This window comes from Ideonella sp. A 288, assembly GCF_002198735.1.
In the GTDB taxonomy this organism is placed as follows: domain Bacteria; phylum Pseudomonadota; class Gammaproteobacteria; order Burkholderiales; family Burkholderiaceae_C; genus Pseudaquabacterium.
Map to the genome: position 1 here is coordinate 48,947 of NZ_MWLO01000145.1, position 25,278 is coordinate 74,224.

General features: G+C 68.2%; 22 protein-coding genes, 1 tRNA gene and 1 pseudogene. 8 read left to right on the plus strand and 16 right to left on the minus strand.

Going from position 1 to position 25,278, the window contains the following annotated elements; translation table 11 throughout:
* Window positions 1–11 precede the first annotated feature (11 nt).
* The 5 genes from epsE to EOINJALH_RS23970 form a co-directional block, all read right to left on the minus strand.
* A complete protein-coding gene (epsE, locus tag EOINJALH_RS23950) occupies window positions 12–851 on the minus strand; it encodes a polysaccharide export protein EpsE (RefSeq protein ID WP_088284888.1) in 840 nt (279 codons plus the stop codon).
* On the minus strand, window positions 848–1,846 hold the full coding sequence (locus tag EOINJALH_RS23955; protein WP_088284890.1) for an EpsD family peptidyl-prolyl cis-trans isomerase: 999 nt from the start codon (window positions 1,844–1,846) through the stop codon (window positions 848–850). The genes epsE and EOINJALH_RS23955 overlap by 4 nt, the downstream gene beginning before the upstream one ends.
* Window positions 1,847–2,083: 237 nt before the next feature.
* Window positions 2,084–2,815: a bifunctional demethylmenaquinone methyltransferase/2-methoxy-6-polyprenyl-1,4-benzoquinol methylase UbiE gene (ubiE, locus tag EOINJALH_RS23960; RefSeq protein WP_088285130.1), complete on the minus strand. Its 732-nt coding sequence runs from the start codon at window positions 2,813–2,815 to the stop codon at window positions 2,084–2,086.
* Between the two features lie 16 nt (window positions 2,816–2,831).
* The gene (locus tag EOINJALH_RS23965) at window positions 2,832–3,281 is read right to left on the minus strand and encodes a gamma-butyrobetaine hydroxylase-like domain-containing protein (protein WP_088284892.1); all 450 of its coding nucleotides are present in this window, start codon (window positions 3,279–3,281) and stop codon (window positions 2,832–2,834) included.
* Between the two features lie 54 nt (window positions 3,282–3,335).
* Entirely contained in the window at window positions 3,336–7,277 is a 3,942-nt protein-coding gene (locus tag EOINJALH_RS23970; protein WP_088284894.1) for a DUF3683 domain-containing protein, read from the minus strand.
* Between the two features lie 294 nt (window positions 7,278–7,571).
* Between EOINJALH_RS23970 and ugpB the strand changes: the two genes are divergently transcribed.
* The 5 genes from ugpB to ugpQ all read left to right on the plus strand — a co-directional run bounded on the left by ugpB (window position 7,572) and on the right by ugpQ (window position 12,601).
* Window positions 7,572–8,882 (plus strand): sn-glycerol-3-phosphate ABC transporter substrate-binding protein UgpB, encoded by a 1,311-nt coding sequence (ugpB, locus tag EOINJALH_RS23975; protein ID WP_088284896.1) that lies wholly within the window; start codon window positions 7,572–7,574, stop codon window positions 8,880–8,882.
* A 90-nt stretch (window positions 8,883–8,972) separates the two neighbouring features.
* Window positions 8,973–9,860, plus strand: coding sequence for a sn-glycerol-3-phosphate ABC transporter permease UgpA (ugpA, locus tag EOINJALH_RS23980; RefSeq protein WP_088284898.1), 888 nt, complete (start codon window positions 8,973–8,975; stop codon window positions 9,858–9,860).
* A gap of 16 nt (window positions 9,861–9,876) precedes the next feature.
* Window positions 9,877–10,734, plus strand: coding sequence for a sn-glycerol-3-phosphate ABC transporter permease UgpE (gene ugpE / locus EOINJALH_RS23985; protein ID WP_088284900.1), 858 nt, complete (start codon window positions 9,877–9,879; stop codon window positions 10,732–10,734).
* A gap of 9 nt (window positions 10,735–10,743) precedes the next feature.
* Window positions 10,744–11,808, plus strand: coding sequence for a sn-glycerol-3-phosphate import ATP-binding protein UgpC (locus EOINJALH_RS23990; RefSeq protein WP_088284902.1), 1,065 nt, complete (start codon window positions 10,744–10,746; stop codon window positions 11,806–11,808).
* Between the two features lie 43 nt (window positions 11,809–11,851).
* Window positions 11,852–12,601: a glycerophosphodiester phosphodiesterase gene (gene ugpQ, locus EOINJALH_RS23995; RefSeq protein WP_088285132.1), complete on the plus strand. Its 750-nt coding sequence runs from the start codon at window positions 11,852–11,854 to the stop codon at window positions 12,599–12,601.
* Between the two features lie 198 nt (window positions 12,602–12,799).
* Here ugpQ and EOINJALH_RS24000 read toward each other — a convergent pair whose 3' ends face one another.
* The 5 genes from EOINJALH_RS24000 to EOINJALH_RS24020 form a co-directional block, all read right to left on the minus strand.
* On the minus strand, window positions 12,800–14,098 hold the full coding sequence (locus EOINJALH_RS24000) for an MFS transporter (RefSeq protein ID WP_088284904.1): 1,299 nt from the start codon (window positions 14,096–14,098) through the stop codon (window positions 12,800–12,802).
* Between the two features lie 109 nt (window positions 14,099–14,207).
* The gene (gene argJ, locus EOINJALH_RS24005) at window positions 14,208–15,437 is read right to left on the minus strand and encodes a bifunctional glutamate N-acetyltransferase/amino-acid acetyltransferase ArgJ (protein ID WP_088284906.1); all 1,230 of its coding nucleotides are present in this window, start codon (window positions 15,435–15,437) and stop codon (window positions 14,208–14,210) included.
* Window positions 15,428–16,060: a GNAT family N-acetyltransferase gene (locus EOINJALH_RS24010; protein WP_088284908.1), complete on the minus strand. Its 633-nt coding sequence runs from the start codon at window positions 16,058–16,060 to the stop codon at window positions 15,428–15,430. Before EOINJALH_RS24010 ends, argJ begins: the two co-directional genes overlap by 10 nt.
* A 22-nt stretch (window positions 16,061–16,082) precedes the next feature.
* Window positions 16,083–18,827 (minus strand): preprotein translocase subunit SecA, encoded by a 2,745-nt coding sequence (gene secA, locus EOINJALH_RS24015; protein WP_088284909.1) that lies wholly within the window; start codon window positions 18,825–18,827, stop codon window positions 16,083–16,085.
* Between the two features lie 182 nt (window positions 18,828–19,009).
* Window positions 19,010–19,975, minus strand: coding sequence for a M23 family metallopeptidase (locus EOINJALH_RS24020; protein WP_088284911.1), 966 nt, complete (start codon window positions 19,973–19,975; stop codon window positions 19,010–19,012).
* Window positions 19,976–19,991: 16 nt separating this feature from the next.
* On the opposite strand from EOINJALH_RS24020, the gene EOINJALH_RS24025 reads away from it, so the two are divergent.
* Complete coding sequence (locus tag EOINJALH_RS24025) at window positions 19,992–20,300, plus strand: hypothetical protein (RefSeq protein WP_088284913.1); 309 nt, start codon at window positions 19,992–19,994, stop codon at window positions 20,298–20,300.
* Window positions 20,301–20,329: 29 nt separating this feature from the next.
* Here the strand turns inward: EOINJALH_RS24025 and EOINJALH_RS24030 are convergent.
* From EOINJALH_RS24030 to petA, 6 genes are all read right to left on the minus strand, one after another.
* Window positions 20,330–20,405 (minus strand) — tRNA-Thr (locus EOINJALH_RS24030).
* A 91-nt stretch (window positions 20,406–20,496) separates the two neighbouring features.
* Window positions 20,497–21,036, minus strand: coding sequence for a ClpXP protease specificity-enhancing factor (locus EOINJALH_RS24035; RefSeq protein WP_088284915.1), 540 nt, complete (start codon window positions 21,034–21,036; stop codon window positions 20,497–20,499).
* A 28-nt stretch (window positions 21,037–21,064) separates the two neighbouring features.
* Complete coding sequence (locus EOINJALH_RS24040; RefSeq protein WP_088284917.1) at window positions 21,065–21,679, minus strand: glutathione S-transferase N-terminal domain-containing protein; 615 nt, start codon at window positions 21,677–21,679, stop codon at window positions 21,065–21,067.
* Window positions 21,680–21,794: 115 nt separating this feature from the next.
* Window positions 21,795–22,562, minus strand: coding sequence for a cytochrome c1 (locus tag EOINJALH_RS24045; RefSeq protein ID WP_088284919.1), 768 nt, complete (start codon window positions 22,560–22,562; stop codon window positions 21,795–21,797).
* Window positions 22,563–22,581: 19 nt separating this feature from the next.
* The gene (locus EOINJALH_RS24050) at window positions 22,582–23,976 is read right to left on the minus strand and encodes a cytochrome bc complex cytochrome b subunit (protein ID WP_088284921.1); all 1,395 of its coding nucleotides are present in this window, start codon (window positions 23,974–23,976) and stop codon (window positions 22,582–22,584) included.
* A gap of 34 nt (window positions 23,977–24,010) precedes the next feature.
* On the minus strand, window positions 24,011–24,610 hold the full coding sequence (petA, locus tag EOINJALH_RS24055) for a ubiquinol-cytochrome c reductase iron-sulfur subunit (RefSeq protein ID WP_088284923.1): 600 nt from the start codon (window positions 24,608–24,610) through the stop codon (window positions 24,011–24,013).
* A 166-nt stretch (window positions 24,611–24,776) separates the two neighbouring features.
* On the opposite strand from petA, the gene mscL (EOINJALH_RS24060) reads away from it, so the two are divergent.
* Both mscL (EOINJALH_RS24060) and mscL (EOINJALH_RS32910) read left to right on the plus strand, forming a co-directional pair.
* A partial coding sequence (mscL, locus tag EOINJALH_RS24060) for a large conductance mechanosensitive channel protein MscL (protein ID WP_234414008.1) occupies window positions 24,777–25,137 on the plus strand: 361 nt, incomplete at its 3' end.
* A 1-nt stretch (window position 25,138) separates the two neighbouring features.
* Window positions 25,139–25,205: pseudogene (gene mscL / locus EOINJALH_RS32910) on the plus strand (large conductance mechanosensitive channel protein MscL); the annotation flags it as partial.
* Window positions 25,206–25,278 lie beyond the last annotated feature (73 nt).

Below are 25,278 nucleotides of genomic sequence, written 5' to 3' on the forward strand. Positions count from 1 at the left end.
TGGGTCGGGGCTCAGAAGAGGCTCTCGCGCACGTAGACGACGTCGCCGTCCTGCACCTTGTCGTCCATCGTCGGCTGCAGCACCTGCACCTTGCCGCCGTCGGCTGCCTTGCGGTGCACCCGGATGCCCTTTTCGGTGCCGCGCTGGGTGAGGCCGCCGCCGGTGGCCAGGGCCTGCATCACGGTCATGTCGCGCTCGAGCCGCATCGGCCCGGGGCGCTGCACCTCGCCGTAGATGTAGACGATGGCCTGGCGATCGACCCACACGGTGTCGCCGTTGAGCACGAGCACGTCGTTGGCGCGACCGGCCGCCGTGAACAGGGTCGGCAGATCGACCACCAGCCGATAGGGCTGGCCCTGGCGCACGCCGGTGAGCACCACGGTGTCGGCACCGCCCTGGGCGATGCCGCCGGCGGTGGCCAGCAGATCGGACAAGCGCATGTCGGCCACCTCGATCGGGTAGCGGCCGGGGCGGTTGACCTGGCCGAGCACGCTGACCTGGTTGCCGCGCACCTGCACCACGACGATGGTGACCTGGGGCTGCTTGACGAAGTTGCCGTTGCGCAGGCCGTCGGCGATGAGCTTCTCGGCGGCGGTGACGGTCTGGCCGCCCAGGCGCACCGAACCCAGCAGCGGGTAGCTCACCACGCCGGCCTCGGTGATGCGGGTTTCCAGCGTCAGATCGGGATTCTGGTAGACGACCACGCGCACCACGTCGCCGGCGCCGAGCCGGTACTCGGCCGGGGCCGAGGCGACGGCGGATTGCCCCCGGGCGGGCGCGGCGGCCAGGGCGAGCACCACGCAGGCCAGCGTCAGGACCGCGCGCAGCAGTGGGTGGGCAAATCCACTCATTTCTTGAGACCCATGCCCTTGGTGATGTCGTCGCCGCTCAGGGCGGTGCTGGCGGCCGGGGCGGGCTCGGCCGCAGGCATGGGTTCGGCAGGGCTCGAGGCGGACGGCGCTGCGGCGGCCGGTGCCGAGGCACTTCCGCCGGCGCCGGGGACGAACTTGCCGACGTATTCGATCTTGGCCGCGCCGCGCAGGGACTTGACGTCCTCGTCGATCAGCTTGCGCTTGCGCTCATTGAGCAGGAACTGCTCGATCGCCGGCCTGGCCTGCTCCTCGGTGACGGGCTGGCTGCGCGAGCTGGCCAGCACCACCACCTGGATGCCGTTGGTGGCGGGCACGATGGCGGCCTGGCCGTCCTTCATGCGGGCGAAGTTCTCCAGGCTCTGCAGCGGCAGTTGCTCGGCCGCGCGCACGGCCTGGTTGCCGGCGAAGCGGAAGTCGTTGGCCTTGAGGTACTCGATGAACTCGGCGATGTTCTTGGACGCGGTGAGCTTGTCGCGCAGTGCTGGCACCTGGTCGGCCTTGGCCTCGATGCTGATTTCCTGGATGGTGTAGACGCGGCGTTCCTTGAACAGGGCCGGCTTCTCGTCGTAGTACTTCTTGATCTCTTCGGCCGTGGGCTTGGGTGCGCCCTCCCCCACCTTCTCGAAGTAGGACCGGGCCAGGATCTCGCGCTTGGCGTACTCGATCTGCTGCACCACGCGGGGGTCGCGGTCGAGCTTCATGTCGTCGGCCTTCTGCAGCGCGAGCTGCTGGTCGATGAGCCGCTCCAGGATCTGGCGGCTGGCGGGCTCGGTCTGGTCGGGCCGGAGGTTGCGCTGCTGCTGCAGCACGAAGTTGATCTGGTGGACGGTGATCTCTTCCTTGTTCACCTTGGCCGCCGTCTGGGTCGCGGCCTTGTCCTTCTTGTCGCCGCAGCCTGCGAGCAGGACGACGGCGGCCGACACGGCAACGACGGCCGTGCGCAGGGACAGGGAACGGAGGTGTGCTGCGATCATGGTGGGTTCGGGCTCCAAACCAGCGGCCGGACGGCCGGATGTGCGGTGGCGGCGCGGCGAGGCTCTGCCGCCGAAAACGCGCCCGCGAAGTGTAAAGGTGAAGATCGGCGCAAAAGGCGCTTCAGGCCCGGCCCGAGGGCCGTCCGGGCTGCGTGCGGCGCGGCGCCGTGCAATGCGCACGCGCCGGAACCGGGGGTCTGCGGCCGATCCGCGCTGCGCCGGCGACCGGCTGCAGGCTCAGCACTTGATGCCGACGTGCAGGGCGACGACGCCGGCCGTGAGGTTGTGCACGTCGACGTGACCGAATCCGGCGCGCTTCATCATGGCCTTGAGTTCGGCCTGGTCGGGGTGCATGCGGATCGACTCGGCCAGGTAGCGGTAACTGTCCTCGTCCTTGGCCACCCACTTGCCGATCTTGGGCAGCAGGTTGAACGAATACCAGTCGTAAGGCTTGCGCAGCGGTTCGGCCACCTTGCTGAACTCGAGCACCAGCAGCCGGCCGCCGGGACGCAGCACGCGGCACATCTCGGCCAGGGCCTGGTCCTTGCGGGTCATGTTGCGCAGGCCGAACGACACACAGGCCACGTCGAACAGATCGGCCCGGAACGGCAGGCGTTCGGCGTCGCAGGTGACGGTGGGCAGGCTCAGGCCTTCATCGAGCATGCGGTCGCGCCCGGTGCGCAGCATGGTTTCGTTGATGTCGGTGTGCACCACGGTGCCGTCGGCGCCGGCCTTGCGCGCGAAGGCCCGCGCCATGTCGCCGGTGCCCCCGGCGATGTCGAGCACCTTGTCGCCGGGGCGGATGCCGGCCAGCGCCACCGCATAGGCCTTCCAGGCGCGGTGCATGCCGAGCGACATCAGGTCGTTCATCAGGTCGTAGCGCTTGGCGACGGAGTCGAACACGCCGCGCACCTTGCGGGCCTTCTCGGCCTCGTCGACGGTCTCGTAGCCGAAGTGGGTCTGGGCCATGGGGAGTCTCCGCAGATCAGTGGCCGTGGTGGCCGCACGAGCCGCCACCGCCGGCACCACCGCCGGCACCACCGCCAGCACCACCCGCCGGCTTCATCGGGGCGTCGCGGTCGGCGCCGGCCTCGGTCAGGCGCTCGAGGTAGCGCTGCCAGCGCTCGTCCTGCTCGCGGCCGAGGCGGTAGAGGTAGTCCCAGCTGAAGATGCCGGTGTCGTGGCCGTCGCTGAACGTGGGCTGCACGGCGTAGTGGCCGACCGCCTGCAACGCGTCGATGCCGACCTCGCGCTTGCCGGTCTGCAGCACCTCCTGGCCCGGGCCGTGGCCCTGCACCTCGGCCGAGGGCGAGTACACCCGCAGGAATTCGAAAGGCAGCCGGAAGACCTCGCCGGTGTCGAAGCCGATCTCGAGCACGCGGGTGGTCTGGTGCAGCGTCAGCGCGGTGGGATTGGGTGTGGTGGTCTGGGCCATGGCGGGCGTTGCGTGACGGGAGGTGGCGAAGGTTGGTTCGGCAAGTGTAGGCCGCTACACCAGCACCCTTTCGATGCCACCGGCATTGGCACGCGCCACGTACTCGGGCAGCCACTGCTCGCCGAGGAGGTGGCGGGCCATTTCGACGACGATGTAGTCGGCCTCCAGCAGGCCGGTGGCCATGTCGCCCTGGTAGCGCGACAGCCCCTGCAGGCAGCTCGGGCAGGACGTGAGGATCTTCACGTTCTGCTGCGGCGCCACCAGGCCCTGCTGGCGCAGCGAGGCCTCGCCCTTGCGCAGCTCTTCTTCCTTGCGGAAGCGGATCTGGGTGGAGATGTCGGGCCGCGACACGCCCAGCGTGCCGCTCTCGCCGCAGCAGCGGTCGCTCTTCTCGACGCTGTTGCCGACCAGGGCCTTGACGGTCTTCATCGGCTCCTGCTGCTTCATCGGGCTGTGGCAGGGGTCGTGGTACAGGTAGGCCGAGGTATTGCCCTGCAGCGTGATGCCTTTTTCGAGCAGGTACTCGTGGATGTCGACGATGCGGCAGCCCGGGAAGATCTCCTCGAACTTGTAGCCCTGCAGCTGGTCGAAGCAGGTGCCGCAGCTGACCACCACGGTCTTGATGTCCAGGTAGTTCAGCGTGTTGGCCACGCGGTGGAACAGCACCCGGTTGTCGGTGATCAGCTTCTCGGCCTTGTCGAACTGGCCGCTGCCCCGCTGCGGGTAGCCGCAGCACAGGTAGCCGGGCGGCAGCACGGTCTGCACGCCGGCATGCCACAGCATGGCCTGGGTGGCCAGGCCGACCTGGCTGAACAGCCGCTCGGAGCCGCAGCCCGGGAAGTAGAACACCGCCTCGGTGTCGGGCGTGGTGGCCTGGGGGTCGCGGATGATCGGGACATAGTTCTTGTCCTCGATGTCGAGCAGCGCGCGCGCCGTGCGCGTGGGCAGCCCGCCGGGCAGCTTCTTGTTGATGAAGTGGATCACCTGCTCCTTCAGCGGGGCCGTGCCCACGCTGGCCGGCGGCGCGCTGGTCTGTCGGCGCGCGGCCAGCTTCAGCACGTCGTGCGCGAAGCGCTGGGCCTTGAAGCCCACGCCCACCATCGCCGAGCGCACCAGCTTGATGGTGTTCGGGCTGGTGGCGTTGAGCATCAGCATGGCTGCGGCATTGCCGGGCCGGAAGCTCTTCTGGCCCATCTTGCGCAGCAGGTTGCGCATGGCCATCGAGACATCGCCGAAGTCGATCTTCACCGGGCACGGCGACAGGCACTTGTGGCAAACCGTGCAGTGGTCGGCCACGTCCTCGAACTCTTCCCAGTGCGCCAGGCTGATGCCGCGGCGGGTTTGCTCCTCGTACAGGAAGGCCTCGATCAGCAGCGAGGTGGCCAGGATCTTGTTGCGCGGGCTGTACAGCAGGTTGGCGCGCGGCACGTGGGTGGCGCACACCGGCTTGCACTTGCCGCAGCGCAGGCAGTCCTTGATGCTGTCGCTGATGGCGCCGATGTCGCTCTGCTGCATGATGAGCGACTCATGGCCCATCAGCCCGAAGCTGGGCGTGTAGGCATGGCTCAGGTCGGCGGCGTGCACGTCGGCGCCCAGGCGCTGCAGCGCGTCGCCACGCAGCAGCTTGCCCTTGTTGAAGCGGCCCTCGGGGTCGATGCGGGCCTTGTAGTCGGCGAAGTTGCCGATCTCGGCGTCGGTGAGGAACTCGAGCTTGGTGATGCCGATGCCGTGCTCGCCGCTGATCACGCCGCCCAGGCTGCGGGCCAGCGCCATGATGCGGCCCACCGCCTCGTGGGCGGTCTGCAGCATCTCGTAGTTGTCGGAGTTGACCGGGATGTTGGTGTGCACGTTGCCGTCGCCGGCATGCATGTGCAGGGCCACCCAGGTGCGGCCGTGCAGCACCTCGCCGTGCAGCGCCTGGCAGGCCGCCAGCACCGGCGCGAAGGCGTTGCCGGCGAACAGGCCGCGCAGTTCGGCCAGCACCTGCGTCTTCCAGGAGGCGCGCAGCGAATGGTCCTGCAACTGCTCGAAGAAGCTGCGCCGCGTCGTGAAGCTCGCGCCGCCCGGCGCCGGCACGGTGTCCAGGTGGGTGAGCCAGTGCTGCCACTGGCCGCGCACCTCGCGCACCACGCCCAGGGCCTGCTGCACGCGGTCCTCGAACATCTCGGCGCTGGGGATCTCGCTGGCATCGTCCGAGGTGCCCAGCGGCAGCGGGCCGTGCACGAACAAGGCCTCCAGCCGGTCGAGCAGCTCGAGCTTGTTGCGCAGCGACAGCTCGATGTTGATGCGCTCGATGCCCAGCGTGTACTCGCCCATGCGGTCGAGCGGGATGACCACGTCCTCGTTCACCTTGAAGGCGTTGGTGTGGCGCGCGATGGCCGCCGTGCGCTTGCGATCGAGCCAGAACTTCTTGCGCGCGTCGGCGCTGACGGCGATGAAGCCCTCGCCCGACCGGGCATTCGCGATGCGCACCACCTCGCTGGTGGCACGGGCCACCACCGCCTCGTCGTCGCCGACGATGTCGCCGAACAGCACCATCTTCGGCAGGCCGCCGCGCTTGCTCTTGGTGGCGTAGCCCACCGCGCGCAGGTAGCGGTCGTCCAGGTGCTCGAGGCCGGCCAGGATGGCGCCGCCCTTCTTCTGGTCTTCGAACAGGAAGTCCTTGATCTCGACGATCGCCGGCACGGCCTCGCGCGGGTTGCCGAAGAACTCGAGGCACACCGTGCGCACGTGCTTGGGCATGCGGTGGACAATCCAGCGCGCGCTGGTGATCAGGCCGTCGCAGCCCTCCTTCTGCACGCCGGGCAGGCCGGCGAGGAACTTGTCGGTCACGTCCTTGCCCAGGCCGGCCTTGCGGAAGACGCTGCCGGGGATGTCGAGCCGCTCGGTGCGCTCGAGCTTGCGGCCGCTGGCGTCGAACCAGCGCAACTCGAAGCTGGCGGTGGCCACGTCGTGGATCTTGCCCAGGTTGTGGTTCAGTCGCACCACCTCCAGCCACTTGGCGTCGGGGGTGACCATGCGCCAACTGGCCAGGTTGTCCAGCGCGGTGCCCCACAGCACGGCCTTCTTGCCGCCGGCGTTCATCGCGATGTTGCCGCCGATGCACGAGGCCTCGGCCGAGGTGGGGTCGACGGCGAAGACATAGCCCGCACGCTCGGCCGCGTCGGCCACGCGCTGGGTGACGACGCCGGCGCCGGTCCAGATGGTGGCCACCGGCTGGTCGAGGCCGGGCAGGTCGACCTTCTCGACCTCGGTCATCTGCTCGAGCTTTTCGGTGTTGATGACCGCGCTCTTCCACGTCAGCGGCACGGCGCCGCCGGTGTAGCCGGTGCCGCCGCCGCGCGGGATGATCGTCAGCCCCAGTTCGACGCAGGCGCCCACCAGGCCGGCCATCTCGGCCTCGGTGTCGGGCGTGAGCACGACGAAGGGCACCTCGACGCGCCAGTCGGTGGCGTCGGTGACGTGCGACACGCGCGACAGGCCGTCGAACTTGATGTTGTCCTTGGCGGTGTGCCGGCCCAGCGTCTTGCGGGCGCGCTGGCGCAGTTCGGCCACGGTGGCGAAGCGGGCGGCAAAGCGTTGCACGGCGCCGCGGGCGAGCTCGAGCAGCTCGCCGACATGGACGTCGCGCGCGGCATCGGCATCGGGCGTGCGGCGGCGTTCGACCTCGCCCAGGCGGTGGTCCAGCGCCTCGATCAGCAGCTGGCGGCGCTTGGGGTTGTCGAGCAGGTCGTCTTCGAGGTAGGGGTTGCGTTGCACCACCCAGATGTCGCCCAGCACCTCGTACAGCATGCGCGCGGAGCGGCCGGTGCGACGTTCGCTGCGCAGCCGCAGCAGCACCTCCCAGGCGCGCTCGCCCAGCAGGCGACGCACGATCTCGCGATCGGAGAACGAGGTGTAGTTGTACGGGATCTCGCGCAGGCGCGGCGGCGGCGCGTCGGCCGCGTCGGGCGATTCGGTGAGTGCCGTCTGGGAAAGGGGATGCGGTGCGTTCATTCGGGCCGTTCGGGCGTGGGGCGCCGGGTCTGGGGGTGTCCGCCGGGTTGCCCCTGGCCGGGCGCGGCCCCGTCGGGAGGGTCAGACCGCCCGGGGCGGCCAGTGGCACTCGGTGGTGGCTCGGAGTGGCCTGTCTCGGCACGTGAACCGCGATTTTATCGCAGCGCAGCATCTCCCTCAGGGTGCGCCCTGTGCCGCTGGCGGGGTTAATCCCGTTGCCCCTGGTCAACCCCGTGTGACAGAAACGGTGATGTCATGAAACCGCCGCACACTGGCGGACCCCAAGGAGATTCCATGAAGATTCGCTCGACCGCCCTGGCCGCCCTGGCCGCGCTCACCCTCACCCTGCCGGCGCATGCCCAGACCGAGATCCAGTGGTGGCACGCGATGAGCGGGCAGCTCGGCGAGTGGGTCAACGGCCTGGCCGCCGGGTTCAACGCCAGCCAGAAGGATTACAAGGTGGTGCCGGTGTTCAAGGGCACCTACCCCGAGACGCTGACCGCCGGCGTGGCCGCCTTCCGCGCCGGCAACGCGCCGCACATCATTCAGGTGTTCGAGGTCGGCACCGCCAACATGATGGCCAGCAAGGGCGCCATCGTGCCGGTGACCGAGGTGATGAAGATCGGCGGCGTCAAGTTCGACCCCAGCGTGTACGTGCCGGCGGTGTCTGGCTACTACACGGCGCCCAACGGCCAGTTGCTGAGCCTGCCGTTCAACAGCTCGACCACCGTCTTCCACTACAACAAGGACGCCTTCAAGGCCGCGGGCCTGGACCCCAGCGCACCGCCCAAGACCTGGCCCGAGGTGGCGCTGGCCGCCGCCAAGCTGAAGGCCAGCGGCCACAAGTGCCCCTTCACCACCAGCTGGCAGAGCTGGACGCAGCTCGAGAGCTTCAGCGCCTGGCACAACGTCGAGTTCGCCACCAAGCGCAACGGCTTCAACGGCCTGGACACGCGCCTGGCCATCACCACGCCACTGCACGTGCGCCACATCGAGAACTTGGCCAACATGGCGCAGCAGGGCCTGTTCGTCTACAAGGGCCGCAACAACTCGGCCGACGCCACCTTCGTCTCGGGTGAATGCGCGATGACCACTGGCTCGTCGGCGCTGTACGGCGCGGTCAAGCGCAATGCCAAGTTCCAGGGCGGCATCGGCGCCCTACCCTTCTACCCCGACGTGGCCGGCGCGCCGCAAAACACCGTCATCGGCGGCGCCAGCCTGTGGGCCATGTCGGGCAAGAAGGCCGACGAGACCAAGGGCGTGGCGCTGTTCTTCAAGTACCTGTCCGACCCGCAGGTGCAGGCCAAGAGCCACCAGGACACCGGCTACCTGCCGATCACGACCGAGGCCTTCGGCATCACCGAGAAGGCCGGGTTCTACAAGGCCAACCCCGGCACCGACGTCAGCGTCACCCAGATGATCCGCAAGACCACCGACAAGTCGCGTGGCGTGCGGCTGGGCAACTTCCTGCAGATCCGCACCATCATCGACGAGGAGTTCGAGCAGATCTGGTCGGGCAAGAAGTCCGCCAAGCAGGGCCTGGAAGACGCCAAGCGCCGCGGCGACGCCGAACTCGAGAAGTTCCAGAAGGCCAACAAGTCCTGACGGACCCGGTGGCCACGGGCCACCGGAACGGAACCTCCCCCCGACCCCCTGCCGCCCTGCGGCACGGGGTCCTGCCAGAAGATCGAAGCGTTGACAGTCGAAAAGCGCGTCCTGTTCAAGAGCTGGTGGCTGCCCTGGGTGCTGATCGCACCGCAGATGGCCATCGTGCTGGTGTTCTTCTTCTGGCCAGCCGGCCAGGCGCTGTACCAGAGCGTGCTGCAGCAGGACGCCTTCGGCACCAGCACGCAGTTCGTCGGCCTCGAGAATTTCGAAGCCCTGTGGGCCGACGAGACCTACCTGGCGTCGTTCAAGACCACCGCGGTGTTCTCGGTGGCCGTGGCGGCACTGGGCCTGACGCTGTCGCTGCTGCTGGCCGTGATGGCCGACCGGGTGGTCAAGGGCTCGGCCTTCTACAAGACCCTGCTGATCTGGCCCTATGCGGTGGCGCCGGCCGTGGCCGGCGTGCTGTGGCTGTTCATGTTCGCGCCGTCGATCGGCGTGGTCAGCTATGCCCTGCGCTCGATGGGCCTGGACTGGAACCACCTGCTCAACGGCACGCACGCGATGATCCTGATCGTGATGGCCGCGGTGTGGAAGCAGATCTCCTACAACTTCCTGTTCTTCCTGGCCGGCCTGCAGAGCATCCCGAAGAGCCTGATCGAGGCCGCCGCCATCGACGGTGCCGGGCCCTGGCGCCGGTTCTGGACAGTGCAGTTCCCGCTGCTCACACCGACCACCTTCTTCCTGCTGGTGATCAACATCATCTACGTCTTCATCGACACCTTCGCCATCATCGATGCCGCCACCTCGGGCGGGCCGGGCAAGGACACCGCGATCCTGGTCTACAAGGTCTACTTCGACGCCTTCAAGGCCATGGACCTGGGCGGCTCGGCGGCGCAGTCGGTGGTGCTGATGGCCATCCTCGTGGCGCTGACGGTGGTGCAGTTCCGCTACGTCGAGAAGCGCGTCCACTACTGAGCCGGGTACCGCCACGATGATCGAGAACCGACCCGTTGCCACCGTGCTCGCGCACCTGACGCTGATCCTCGGCGTGCTGATCGTCGCGTTCCCGGTGTACATCACCTTCGTTGCCAGCACGCAGACGGCCGAGCAGATCGTGCAGAACGTGCCGATGTCGCTGCTGCCGGGCAACAACATGGTCGAGAGCTACCGGTTGGCGCTGTTCGGCGGCCAGACCCAGTACGGCAGCAAGCTGCCGCCGGCCGGGCCGATGCTGATGGTCAGCCTGGTCAGCGCGTTGGTCATCGCGATCGGCAAGATCGCCATCTCGCTGCTCTCGGCCTTCGCGGTGGTGTACTTCCGCTTCCCGGGGCGCGGCCTGGTGTTCTGGATGATCTTCATCACCCTGATGCTGCCGGTGGAGGTGCGCATCCTGCCCACCTACAAGGTGGTGTCCGACCTCGGCCTGCTCAACACCTATGCCGGGCTGACGGTGCCGTTGATCGCCAGCGCCACGGCCACCTTCCTGTTCCGCCAGTTCTTCCTCACCGTGCCCGACGAACTGGTCGAGGCCGCCCGCATCGACGGCGCCGGCCCGATGCGCTTCTTCAAGGACGTGCTGCTGCCGCTGTCGCGCACCTCGATCGCGGCGCTGTTCGTCATCCAGTTCATCTACGGCTGGAACCAGTACCTGTGGCCGCTGCTCGTCACCACCAACGAGGACATGTACCCGGTGGTGATGGGCATCAAGCGCATGATCTCCGGCGGCGACGCAGCCACCGAGTGGAACGCCGTGATGGCCACCGCGATGCTGGCGATGATCCCGCCCGCGCTGGTGGTGCTGCTGATGCAGAAGTGGTTCGTCAAGGGCCTGGTCGACACCGAAAAGTAGACGCACACCATGGGTTCCATTTCATTGCGCGGGGTCGAGAAGACCTACGGCCGCGGACCGAAGGCCAACAAGGTGATCCACGGCGTGGACGCCGAGATCGCCGACGGCGAGTTCGTCGTCATCGTCGGGCCCTCGGGCTGCGGCAAGAGCACGCTGCTGCGCATGGTGGCCGGGCTGGAGGACATCACCGGCGGCGAGATCGCCATCGGCGGGCGCGTGGTCAACCGGCTCGAGCCGTCCGAGCGCGACATCGCGATGGTGTTCCAGAACTACGCGCTGTACCCGCACATGAGCGTGTTCGACAACATGGCCTACGGGCTGAAGATCGCCAAGGTGCCCAAGGCCGAGATCGAGGTGCGGGTGCAGAAGGCCGCAAAGATCCTCGAACTGGGCGCGCTGCTCGACCGCACGCCGCGGCAGCTGTCGGGCGGGCAGCGGCAGCGCGTGGCGATGGGCCGTGCCATCGTGCGTCAGCCGCAGGTGTTCCTGTTCGACGAACCCTTGTCCAACCTCGACGCCAAGCTGCGCGCGCAGACGCGGCTCGAGATCCAGAAGCTGCATGCCGAGCTGGGCGTCACCTCGCTCTTCGTCACCCACGACCAGGTCGAGGCGATGACGCTGGCGCAGCGCATGATCGTGATGAACGGCGGCGTGATGGAGCAGATCGGCACGCCCGAGGCGGTGTACGCGCGGCCGGCCAGCACCTTCGTGGCCGGCTTCATCGGCTCGCCGCCGATGAACCTGCTGCCCGGCCGTGCCGAGGGCCTGCGCTTCGAGGCTGAAGGCCAGGTGCTGCAGTTGCCGGCCCCCAGCCCGCGCACCGGCGAGCTGGTGCTGGGGGTGCGGCCCGAGCACACCGCGCTGGGCCCCGATGGTGCCTGGAGCGCCACGGTCGAGATGGTCGAGATGCTCGGCGCCGAGCGCCTGGTGCACTGCCGCCTGGGCCCGGGGCTGTTCACCGTGCGCATCGAGGGCACGCGCACGCCGCCCCGCCTGGGCGACACCGTGCGGCTGCAGGCCTCGGCCGACCACCTGCACTGGTTCGACAAGGCCACCGGGCGCCGCGTGGAATGAGGCGGTCGCCCAAGCGGACGGCCCGACACGCATGGGTGCCGACATGGACACGATGACCCCCTGGCCCTACCCCCGCTGGATCGCCCACCGCGGCGCCGGCAAGCTGGCGCCTGAGAACACGCTGGCCGCCTTCCGGCTGGGTGCGTCGCTGGGCTGGCGCGCTTTCGAGTGCGACGTCAAGCTGTCCGCCGACGAGGTGCCCTTCCTGCTGCACGACAGCACGCTCGAACGCACCACCGACGGCCAGGGCAGTGCCGGCGACCTGCCCTGGGGCCAGCTGGCGCAGTACGACGCCGGCAGCTGGCACAGCCGCAGCTTTGCCGGCGAACCGCTGCCCACGCTGGCGGCGATCGCGGCCTTCGTGCGGCGCAACGGCCACGCGCTGAACATCGAGATCAAGCCCACCCCCGAGCTCGAGGAGACCACCGGGCAGGTGGTGGCCGAACACGCCGCCCGGCTGTGGGCCGGCGACCGGGTGCCGCCGCTGCTCAGCTCGTTCCGCCCCGAATCGCTGCTCGGCGCGCGCGACGCGGCGCCGGCGCTGCCGCGGGCCTTGCTGCTCGACACGCTGTGGACCGGCTGGTTCGAGATGGCGCGATCGCTCGGTTGCGTGGCCGTGGTGACGAAGCACGTGCTGATGGACGCCGCGCTGCTGGCCCAGGTGCACGGCGCCGGGATGCGCGGGCTGGTCTATACCGTGAACGACACGTCCGAGGCAGATCGACTGCTGGCGCTGGGCATCGACGGCCTCATCACCGACGCGGTGGACCGCTTCTCGCCGGCCGTGGGCTGAGAGTCTGAGAGTTTTTCGATCATGCCCGCTCACCACCCCCAAACGCACCCACTCGTCGTTGCAAATGCTCGCCATAGCCCGAGCTATGGCTGTGCTTTGCGCCTAGATCGGGCACGTCTGGGGGCGTCGCTCGGGCACGCTCGAATTCCTCTCAGCCTCTGAGGCTGCACCGGCTTGCCCCAACGGGGCGCCGAACCGTCAGGACACCTGCTGCGCCGCCTGCGGCAACTGGCGCACGCTGCGGATCACATCGCTGCGCCAGGCTGCCGCCGCGAGCAGCAAGCCGGCCACGCCCGAGAACATCAGCGTCGCTGGCAGCCCGGCCCGCTCGCCCAGCCAGCCGCCGAACAACGCGCCAGGCCCGGCAGGGATCAGGATCAGCCAGCGCATGGTGCTGGTCATGCGGCCCAGCAAGGGCTCGGGCGTGACCGCCTGGCGCAGCGACAGGAAGTTGATGAACACCAGCACCGCGCCCAGGCCGAACAGCAACAGCATGGCCGCGAAGGCAGCCACGCCCCAGGCGCCTGCCGGCAGCAGGCCCGGCGCCAGCCAACCGACGCCGCACACGGCGATGCCCAGCACCAGGGTCGGACCCGACCCGAGCCGCTGGCTGATGCGGTGGCCGAGCAGGCTGGCCGCGATCGAGCCCAGGCCGAGGCCGACGTAGCACAAGCCCACCACCTGCTCGGACAAGCCCAGCGTGCGCGTCGCGTGCAGGATCTGCACCACCAGCGCCGCGTTGTGGCAGAACTGCCAGCCGCCGACGGTGAGCGCCAGCGCCACCAGCAACCGCTGGCTGCGCACGAATTGCACGCCCTCGCGCAGGTCACGCCAGAAGTCGCGATCGGCCTGCGGCGGCCGCACCTCGTCGACGCGGATGCCACGCAGGATGGCCGCCGACAGCACCAGCATCAGGGCGTCGAGCAGCAGCGTCATCGGCGCCCCCATCAGCTTGACCAGCACGCCGGCCAGGCCGGGCCCGGCCACCTCGGACGACGAACTCGCCAGCGTGTTCTTGGCATGGGCCTCCACCAGGCGCGCCCGCGGCACCACCTGGGTCAGCACGATCTGCGCCGCGCTGCCCGAGGTGGTGTTGACCATGCCGATGCAGAAGCCCACCGCGTACAGCCAGGGCATGCTCAGCAGGTCCAGCGACCAGGCCACCGGCACGCTCATCACGGCGGCGGCCAGGCCGAGTTCGCCGGCCACGTACACCGGCAGCTTGCGCACGCGGTCGAGCCACACGCCGGACGGCAGCGAGAACAGCACGAAGGGCAGGATCTCCATCGCCGTGAGCAGGCCCATCTGCGTGGGCGAGGCCTGCAACAGCAGCGCGGCCGTCAGGGGCAGCGCCAGCATCGTGATCTGGCCGCCGAACGACGACATCAGGATCGACATGAACAGCCGCCGGTAGGCCAGATCGCGCAGCAGGTCGTCCGCAGGCAGCGCGAACCAGCCGCGCGCGGTGTCGATCCAGCCTTTGGGCGGCGCGGTCATGTGGGTCCCAGTGGTGGCAGGCGCCCCCGGCAGGCCGCTGTCGGCCGGTGCCGTCGCGCGCGAGCGGGCGTGCGCTCAGGAGGCACGCGTGCTCTGCAGGGCCGGGCGGTCAGCTGCGGTAGTCGGCGTTGATGCTGACATAGTCGTGCGACAGATCGCAGGTCCACACCGTGGCGGTGGCCGGCCCGCGGTGCAGGTCGACGCGCACGGTGATCTCGGACTGCTTCATCACGCGCTGGCCATCGGCCTCGCGGTAATCGGGGTGGCGGCCGCCCTGCCGCGCGACGTGCACGTCATCGAGGAACAGGTCGATCAGGCCCTGGTCGAGATCATCGATGCCGGCGTAGCCCACCGCCGCCAGGATGCGGCCCAGGTTGGGGTCGCTGGCGAAGAACGCGGTCTTGACCAGCGGTGAATGGGCGATGGCATAGGCCGCCAGCCGGCACTCGGCCTCGTCGCGGCCCCCGTCGATGCGCACGGTGATGAACTTGGTGGCGCCCTCGCCATCGCGCACGATGGCCTGCGCCAGTTGCTGCGCCACGGCACCGACGGCCTCGCGCAAGGCGCGGCCGTCGGCCGAGTCGAGCGAGGTGATCTCTGCATGGCCCGCCTGTCGCGTGGCGGCGAGCACGAAGGAATCGTTGGTCGAGGTGTCGCCGTCGATGGTGATGCGGTTGAAGCTGGCGTCGGCCGCCTCGCGCACCAGGGTGCCGAGCAGCGCGGGCGCGATCACCGCGTCGGTGGCCACGAAGCCCAGCATGGTCGCCATGTTCGGCCGGATCATGCCCGCGCCCTTCGCGATGCCGCTGACGGTGACCTGGCGCCCGCCGATCACCACGCGCCGCGACGCCGCCTTGGGCAAGGTGTCGGTGGTCATGATGCCCTCGGCCGCCAGCGCCCAGCCGTCGGGCCGCAGCGCAGCCAGCGCGGCGGGCAGGCCGGCCTCGATGCGCTCGACCGGCAGCGTCTCCATGATCACGCCGGTGGAAAACGGCAGCACCTGCGCCGGCTGCAGGCCCATCAGGGCGGCCAGCGCATCGCAGGTGCGGCGCGCACGGGCCAGGCCGTCGGCGCCGGTGCCGGCGTTGGCGTTGCCGGTGTTGATGACCATCGCGCGGATGCCCGCCCCAGCCTGCAGGTGCTCGCGGCAGACCTGCACCGGGGCGGCACAGAAGCGGTTCTTCGTGAAGACGCCGGCCACCGCGGTGCCTTCGGCCAGGCGGAACAGCACCAGGTCACGGCGGTTGGCCTTGCGCACGCCGGCCATCGCGACACCGATGTCGACACCCGGGACGGGCAGCAGGTCGGCGGGATCGGGGGCAACGAGGTTCACGGGCATGGCGGGCTTCCTGGAGAGGGATCGGGCGCGGGGCCGGGCACGGGGCCGGACCCCCACGCGGCGAGCGCGGGATTGTAGGCAGCGAACATCACCATGTCGCACACCCGCCCCTGCGGATCGCGCTCGTAGGCGCGCAGCAGGCCTTCGCGGGCCATGCCCAGCGCGCCGGCAAAGGCCAATGCGCGCTCGTTGCGGGCGTCGCTGAGGGCATGGATGCGGGCCAGGCCAATCGCGAAGCCCATCTCGATCACCGCCCGCACCGCCTCGCGCATCAGGCCCTGGCCGCGCAGCGTGATCTCGCCGACATAGCCCACCTCGCAGCGCGGCGCCTCGAAATCGAAGCTGTGCAGGTCGATGCGGCCCACATAGCGGCCGTCGTCGGCGCGAAAGGCGTTGAAGATCAGGCACTCGCCGGCCTCGACCATGGCCGCGCCGCCGGCGCAGAAGCGCTCGCTCCAGGCCAGGTCGCGCTCGATCTGGCCCCAGCCGATGAAGCGCAACGTGGGCAGGCTGCGCACCAGGCTGTCGACGAACGGCGCCGCGTGCGCCGGCCTGGGCGATTCGAGCCGCAAGCGCGGCGTGCCCAACTCGCGCGGCGCAGCGATCAGGTCGGAGGCGTCCATCGGGCCCCCTTTTCCTGGCGTGTCAGGCCAGCTTACCGTGGCAGTTCTTGTACTTCTTGCCGCTGCCGCAGGGGCAGGGGTCGTTGCGGCCGACGCGGGGCACTTCGGCCGCCACGGTGGTGGGGTCGGCCACCTGCGAGACGCTGCCGTCTTCGTTGGGGTGGGTGTAGGTGACGTTGCTCAGCTGGCTGGCCTGCTGCTCCAGCGCCTCTGCGGCCTGAGCGGCCTGCTCCTGGGTCTGGATGCGCACGGTCATCAACAGGCGCGTGACCTCGAGCTTGACCAGGTCGAGCAACTGCGCAAACAGCTCGAAGGCCTCGCGCTTGTACTCCTGCTTCGGGTTCTTCTGCGCATAACCGCGCAGGTGGATGCCCTGGCGCAGGTAATCCAGCGCCGCCAGGTGCTCGCGCCAGTGCGAGTCGATCGACTGCAGCAGCACCATGCGCATGAACGGGTTGAACTGCTCCATGCCCACCGCCTGCATCTTGACGTCGAAGGCGGCGTCCGCGGCCTTCACGGCCATGTCGACGATCTCGTCGTCGGTGACCGTGTCGCTCTTCTCGACCGTGTCCTTCAGCGGCACCTCGAGCTGCCATTCCTCGCGCAGCGCACTTTCCAGCGCGGGCAGGTCCCACTGCTCCTCGACGCTCTCGGCCGGCACCCAGGTGCGCACCACCTCGGTCATCGCGCTCTTGCGCAGGTTGGTGATCTGCTCCACCACCGAGTCGGCTTCGAGGATCTCGTTGCGCTGCTGGTAGATGACCTTGCGCTGGTCGTTGGAGACGTCGTCGTACTCGAGCAGCTGCTTGCGGATGTCGAAGTTGCGGGCCTCGACCTTGCGCTGCGCGCCCTCGATGCTGCGGCTGACGATGCCGGCCTCGATGGCCTCGCCCTCGGGCATCTTCAGCCGGTCCATGATGGCGCGCACGCGGTCGCCGGCGAAGATGCGCATCAGCGGATCTTCGAGCGACAGGTAGAAGCGGCTCTGGCCCGGATCGCCCTGGCGGCCGGCGCGGCCGCGCAGCTGGTTGTCGATGCGCCGGCTCTCATGGCGCTCGGTGGCGATGATGCGCAGGCCGCCGGCGGCCTTGACCTGGTCGTGCAGGCCCTGCCATTCGTCCTTCAGCTGCTGGATGCGGCGGGTCTTTTCGTCGGGCGGGATCGCATCGTCGGCCTCGATGAACTGCACCTGCTTCTCGACGTTGCCGCCTAGCACGATGTCGGTGCCGCGGCCGGCCATGTTGGTGGCGATGGTGATCACGCCCGGGCGGCCGGCCTGGGCGACGATCTCGGCCTCCTTGGCGTGCTGCTTGGCGTTGAGCACCGCGTGCGGCAGCTTGGCCTGGGTGAGCAGGCCCGAGATGAGCTCGGAGTTCTCGATCGAGGTGGTGCCCACCAGCGTGGGCTGGCCGCGCTGGTGGCAGTCGCGGATGTCCTCGATGACGGCGTTGTACTTCTCGCGCGCGGTCTTGTAGATGAGGTCGAGCTCGTCCTTGCGCACCGTGGGGCGATTCGGCGGGATCACCACGGTCTCGAGGCCGTAGATCTCCTGGAACTCGTAGGCCTCGGTGTCGGCCGTGCCGGTCATGCCGGCCAGCTTGCCGTACATGCGGAAGTAGTTCTGGAAGGTGATCGAGGCGAGCGTCTGGTTCTCGCTCTGGATCTGCACGCCTTCCTTGGCCTCGACCGCCTGGTGCAGGCCGTCGGACCAGCGGCGGCCCGTCATCAGGCGGCCGGTGAATTCGTCGACGATGATGATCTCGCCGGCCTGCACCACGTAGTGCTGGTCGCGGTGGTACAGGTGGTTGGCCCGCAGCGCCGCGTACACGTGGTGCATCAGCGTGATGTTGGCGGCGTCGTACAGGCTGGCGCCCTCGACCAGCAGACCGGCCTCGCGCAGCAGGGTTTCGGCACGCTCGTGGCCGTCTTCGGTGAGAAAGACCTGGTGCGCCTTCTCGTCCACCGTGAAGTCGCCGGGCTCGATCACGCCTTCGCCGGTGCGCGGGTCGGCCTCGCCGATCTGCTTCTTCAGTCCGGGCACGACCGAATTGATGCGCACGTACAGCTCGGTGTGGTCCTCGGCCTGGCCGCTGATGATCAGCGGTGTGCGGGCCTCGTCGATCAGGATCGAGTCGACCTCGTCGACGATGGCGTAGTTCTGGCCGCGGGCGACGCGGTCGCGCACCTCGTAGACCATGTTGTCGCGCAGGTAGTCGAAGCCGAACTCGTTGTTCGTGCCGTAGGTGACGTCGGCACCGTAGGCGATCTGCTTTTCCTCGCGGTCCATGCCGGGCACGTTGACGCCCACGGTGAGGCCCAGGAAGCCGTACAGGCGACCCATCCACTCGGCATCGCGGCGCGCCAGGTAGTCGTTGACCGTGACCACGTGCACGCCCTTGCCGGCCAGGGCATTCAGGTAGACCGGCAGCGTGGCCATCAACGTCTTGCCCTCGCCGGTGCGCATCTCGGCGATCTTGCCGTTGTGCAGCGTCATGCCGCCGATCAGCTGCACGTCGAAGTGGCGCATCTTCAGCGAGCGCTTGCCGCCCTCGCGCACCACGGCAAAGGCCTCGGGCAGCAGGTCGTCGAGCGTGCTGCCCGCGGCCAGGCGCTGGCGGAATTCGTCGGTCTTGGCGCGCAGGGCCGCGTCGTCCAGCGACTCGAACGAAGGCTCCAGGGCATTGATCTTCTCGACCACACGACGGTACTGCTTGAGCAGCCGGTCGTTGCGACTGCCAAAAATCGAGGTGAGGAGCTTGGGCAACATGCGGTGTCGTCGGTGGGGTCGACTGCCCGCAGCGGGCGGCGCGCGGTGCGCGTTGCCGGGCAATCGAAGGGATGCAAGGGAGGACGCGGCAAGGCCACCGCGCCGTCGGACCAGCACTTGGGGCCGGATCGGCCCGCCACAAGGGCGACCCGGGCCTGAGCGCCACAAAGCCGCCCAGTTTATCACCCGGGTTTTCGAGCCCCCACCGTCGCCGAGGCCCGTCCCGTGAGGAAGCGCGCAGGATCCTGCGGCACGCCATCGACCAGCACCTCGAAGTGCAGGTGTGGGCCGGTCGACCGGCCGGTGTTGCCCACGTCCGCCACGTGCTGCCCCCGTCGCACGACGTCGCCGCGCCGCACGTGCAATTTGGACACGTGGGCGTAGCGGGTCGCCAAGCCGCGGCCATGGTCGATCTCGAGCAACTGGCCGTACTGCGGATGCCATTCGTCGGCCATCACCACGCCCCCCGCGGCGGCCAGGATGGGCGTGCCCGGGTCGGCCGGGAAGTCCAGGCCGGCGTGCAACGCGGCCCGGCCGGTGATCGGGTCGGCGCGCACGCCGAAGCCCGAGCCCACGGCCACGTCGACCGGCGCGATGCTGGGCACCAGCAGTTGCTGCAGTCGGGATTCCATCAGGCGCGACTCCACCAGCGTGAACAGGTCGCCACCGCTGTCGGCGCGCTGCTCGAGCTGGGACAGCGCCGAATTCAGCTCGTCGAACCCGGCCCGACGCAGCGGCAGGTACGGCCCACCCTGGCCACCCGGGCGCCCCTGGGCCGCGCTGGGCGGCTGGGCCGGCGCGAGCAGTTCGCTCGCCTTGACCCCGGCCAGGCCGGACACCCGTTCGCCGACCACTTCGAGCTTCATCAGCCGGGCCTGCATCTCGCCCACCTTCTGGGCCATGGCGTCGAGGTTGTCGCGCATGAAACGCTCGCGCTGCGCCAGTTCGTCCTGCACGATGGGCCGCACCAATTGGCTCACCACCGGCCAGCCGTCGCGCACGGCCTTGAGGAAAACGAAGTGGTAGACGGTGCCCGACGCCAGCACCAGCAACGCGACGAGCGCGGCCCCGGCCGCCAGCAGGCGCCAGCGGCTGAACTGCAGCACGCGGGTGCGGGCCAGGGTGCCGTGGGTGATCATGATCTGCATCGCTAAACTCCTGCGCATGGCCGCGCCCGCTCCACCGTCACTGCCCATCCGCCAGGCGCTCGATCGCAGCGAGCCCCTTGCTCGGCTGGCACAGCGGCTGAAGGAATCGCGGCAGCGCTTCGAGGCGATCCTGCCGCTGCTGCCGCCGGCGCTGCAGACGATGGTGCAGCCCGGCCCGGTGGACACCGATGGCTGGGCGCTGCTGGCCCGCAATGGTGCCGTGGCCGCCAAGCTGCGGCACATGGTACCGGCGCTGGAGACCCGATTGGTTGACCTTGGTTGGCCCGCGTTGCCGATCCGGGTGCGCGTGCTGACGGCCGGATGACAATCCACCGGTCTGCCGGTTGGGTGATTTGGTGCCGACTATCCGACTCGAACGGATGACCTACCGCTTACAAGGCGGTTGCTCTACCAACTGAGCTAAGCCGGCGAACCGCAAATTGTAGGACTCGCGCCGATGCGGGCCTGCGCAAGACCCGGTCAGTCGGCCGGCGTGCTCGCGGCGGCCGGCCGGATCGACTTCATTTGACCCGCTTGAGCGTGGGCCTCGGCCCGGCGGGAGGGGTCGGCGGTGCGGGCGGCTCCGGCGGCTGCTCGTCGCGCCAGCCCGCTCGGGGCGCCGGTGCGGGCGCCGGCGCCTCGACCGTTTCATCCGCATGGGCCAGGCGCAGGACCCCTCGAGCCGCAGGCTCGGCGGTCGGGCCCGTGTCGTCGATCGCGGCCAACGTGGGCACGGGGAACGCCATGCCCTGGCCGTTCTCGCGGGCGTAGATCGCCACCACATGGTCGACCGGTACCACGATGTCGCGCGAGCTACCGCCGAAACGGGCCTTGAACTCGATGAAATCGTTGCCGAGCTTCAGGCCGCTGGTGGCCTCGAAACCGACGTTCAGCACGATCTCGTTGTTCTTCACGTACTCCATCGGCACCTGCACCGTCCGATCGACGAAGACCGCGATGTACGGGGTGAAGCCGTTGTCGGTGCACCAGTCGTGCAGTGCACGCAACAGGTACGGGCGCGTGGAACTGCCGTGCTCGTCCGGGGCGGCGGGGATCGTCATGCGCGCATCCTGCGTGTGGGTGGGATGCTTACTTGCGCATCACCTTTTCGGACGGTGTCAGCGCCTCGATGTAGGCGGGGCGCGAAAAGATGCGCTCGGCGTACTTCAGCAGCGGCGCCGCGTTCTTCGACAGGTCGATGCCGTAGTAGTCCAGGCGCCACAGCAGCGGGGCGATGGCCACGTCGAGCATCGAGAAATCGTCGCCGAGCATGTACTTGTTCTTCAGGAAGATCGGCGCCAGCTGCGTGAGGCGGTCACTGATCTGCAGGCGCGCCTTTTCGAGTTGCTTGTCGGTGGCCTTGGTGCCGCCGCGCGCCTCGAGCAGGTTGACGTGCGCGAACAGTTCCTTCTCGAAGTTGAACAGGAACAGCCGCACCCGCGCACGGGCCACGGGGTCGCCGGGCATCAACTGCGGATGGGGAAAGCGCTCGTCGATGTACTCGTTGATGATGTGCGACTCGTACAGGATGAGGTCGCGCTCGACGAGGATGGGCACCTCGTTGTACGGGTTCATCAACGCGATGTCCTCGGGCTTGGCGAAGAGGTCGACGTCGCGGATCTCGAAGTCCATGCCCTTTTCGAACAGCACGAAACGGCAACGGTGCGAATAGGGGCAGGTGGTTCCGGAGTAAAGCACCATCATGGCTGTGGGCTCCCAGTGCGGCCGATGCGGCCGATGCTCAAAACGACAAACGCAGTGGCGCCGCGAGGCGGCCACTGCGCGCTCGACCCGGCCGATCGGCCGGGCACGCGAAGGCTTACTTGACGCTCTTCCAGAACGTGGCGTTCATGCGCCAGGCGAGGACGGTGAAGAGTGCCAGGAACAACAGCACCCACACCCCCAGGCGCACGCGCTGGTTCTGGGCCGGTTCGCCCATCCACTGAAGGTAGGCCACCAGATCGGCCACGGCATTGTCGTAGTCGGCCTTGCTCATCGAGCCGGGCTTGGTCAGTTCGAAGCCCTTGAAGGTGTGGACCGTCTTCTTGGGATCGTGCGGATCCTTCTCTTCGACGTAGATGGCGCGCTGCTCGCCCTGCAGTTGCCACAACACATGGGGCATGCCCACTGCCGGGAAGACCAAGTTGTTCCAGCCGGTCGGGCGGGTCTCGTCGCGGTAGAAGCCGCGCATGTAGGTGTACAGGTAGTCGGCACCGCTGCCGTTGCCGCCGGCACGCGAACGGGCGATGACGGTGAGATCGGGCGGCACGGCACCGAACCAATCCTTCGCGTCCTTGGCCGCCAGGGCGACGGTCATCAGATCGCCCACCTTGTCGCCGGCGAAGACCAGATTCTTCTTGATCTGGTCGTTGGTCAGGCCAATGTCCTGCAGGCGGTTGTAGCGCATGAACGCGGCCGCATGGCAGTTGAGGCAGTAGTTGACGAAGAGCTTGGCCCCGTTTTGCAGCGCCGCCACGTCGGTGATGCGCTCCTTCGGGAATTTGTCCCAGGCCGGGCCGTCCGTGTTGGCCTGGACGGAGGACACCAGGGCCAGGGAAGCCAGCAGGGCAGCAAGGATTCTTTTCATGGTTGTTCTCGCTCCTGCCTCAATGCGGCTTGAAGGTGACGCGGTCGGGCACCGGCTTGAAGGTGCCGATCGTGCTCCACCAGGGCATCAGCAGGAAAAAGCCGAAGTAGAAGAGCGTGCCCACCTGGGCGACCAGCGTGCCGATGTCGGAAGGCGGTTGGATGCCCAGGTAGCCCAGCACGATGAAGAACACCACGAAGATGCCGTACATCACCTTGTGCCAGCCCGGACGGTAGCGGATGGACTTGGCCGGCGAGTTGTCGAGCCAGGGCAGGAAGAACAGGATCACGACCGCGCCGCCCATGACGACCACACCCCAGAACTTGGCGTCGAAGGTCTTGAGCAGGACGATGGTCACCAGCGCTGCGCCGACGGCGACGAACTTGATCTTGCCCTTCACGGCCATCAGTGACACCAACCCGGCCAGGCCGACGATCACGCACAGCACGTTGACCATCGGGTCGGTGGTGGCCCGCAACATCGAGTAGTAGGGCGTGAAGTACCACACCGGCGCAATGTGCGGCGGCGTCTTCAGCGGGTCGGCCGGGATGAAGTTGTTGTACTCGAGGAAATAGCCGCCCAGTTCGGGGCCGAAGAACAGGATGGCGCAGAACACCATCAGGAACAGGCCGACGCCAAAGATGTCGTGGACCGAGTAGTACGGGTGGAACGGGATGCCGTCCAGCGGGTGGCCATCGGGGCCCTTCTTGGCCTTGATCTCGACACCGTCGGGGTTGTTCGAGCCCACTTCGTGCAGCGCGATGATGTGCGCCACCACCAGGCCCAGCAGCACCAGCGGCACGGCGATGACGTGGAAGCTGAAGAAGCGGTTCAGCGTGGCGTCCCCCACCACGTAGTCACCGCGGATCAGCAGCGCCAGGTCGGGGCCGATGAAGGGCACGGCGGCAAACAGGTTGACGATCACCTGTGCGCCCCAGTAGCTCATCTGGCCCCAGGGCAGCAGGTAGCCCATGAAGGCTTCGGCCATCAAGGCCAGGAAGATCGCACAACCGAACACCCAGACCAGTTCGCGCGGCTTGCGGTAGCTGCCGTAGATGAGCCCGCGGTACATGTGCAGGTACACCACCACGAAGAACGCCGAGGCACCCGTGGAGTGCATGTAGCGGATCAGCCAGCCCCAAGGCACGTCGCGCATGATGTACTCGACCGAGGCAAAGGCCAGGGCCGCGTCCGGCTTGTAGTGCATCACCAGGAAGATGCCGGTGACGATCTGGATCACCAGCACCAGCAGCGCCAGCGAGCCGAAGATGTAGAACCAGTTGAAGTTCTTCGGAGCGTAGTACTCCGACATGTGCTCTTTGTACATCTTGGACGCCGGGAACCGGTTGTCCACCCATGTCATGAGCTTGGTGCCCAACGGCGCGTCGGCCGGTGCTACCTTGAAATCTGCCATGTCTGCCCTCTGTGCTTTCGTTGTGCGTGAGGCCTCAGGCCTTCTTGTCCTCGCCGATCAGCAGCAGCGTGTCGGACAGGAACATGTGCGGCGGAACTTCGAGGTTGTCGGGGGCAGGCTTGTTCTTGAACACGCGGCCGGCGAGATCGAAGGTGGAGCCGTGGCAGGGGCAGAGGAAGCCCCCCTGCCAGTCGTCGGGCAACGAAGGCTGCGCGCCAGGGGCCAGTTTGTCGGACGGCGAGCACCCCAGGTGCGAGCAGATGCCGACGGCCACCAGGAACTCGGGCTTGATCGAGCGGTATTCGTTGCGGGCGTAGGGCGGGGTCAGTTCGCCGGGGTTGCGCTCCGACTTGGGATCGGCCACCTGCGGCTCGGTCTTCTTGAGCGTGTCGAGCTGCTCTTTCGTGCGACGCACGATCCAGACCGGCTTGCCCCGCCATTCGACGGTCATCTTTTCACCAGGCTTCAAGGCGCTGATGTCGGCCTCGACGGCCGCGCCGGCGGCCTTGGCCCGTTCGGAAGGCGCGAAGGTGCTGACGAACGGCACCGCCGCCGCGACACCGCCGATGGCGCCGGCTCCGGCCGTGGCCGCCACCCAGGTGCGTCGACCTTGGTCGAAAGGACTGTCACTCATGGGGATCCTCGAAGATGCGTAAGGGGGACTCAGGGGCAACCCGAGATTCTAGCGGAGCGGCTGGCACCGACCTGACGTGCGGGCATCGGCCCGGCCAACGAACGAAGTGGACGATACTTCCGCCCGGCGCCACGGGGGTGCCGGATGTCCATGAGGAGCAGTAGAAATGAGTTTTGCCAGCGAGTTCAAAGAGTTTGCAATGAAGGGCAATGTCGTCGACCTGGCGGTCGGCGTCATCATCGGGGGAGCATTCGGAAAGATCGTCGACTCGGTCGTGAAGGACCTGATCATGCCGGTCGTCAACCTGATCATGGGCGGACAGGCCGACTTCACCAACAAGTACCTCGTGCTGGCCGGCAACGTGCCCGCCGGTGCGTCGTTGGCCGAAGCCCAGAAGGTGGGCAACGTCTTTGCCTATGGCAGTTTCATCACGATCACCTTCAACTTCGTCATCCTGGCCTTCGTGATCTTCATGATGATCAAGCAGATCAACCGCCTGAAGCGCGAACAACCCGCCGCCCCCCCGGNGCCCGCACCGCCGGCCGAGGATGTGCTGCTGTTGCGCGAGATCCGCGACGCCTTGAAACACAAGTAACGGGTTCTCGCCCCCTCGAACGGATGGCCCGACGCTCAAGTCGGGCCGCCATTCGGTCGATACTGAGGCAGTG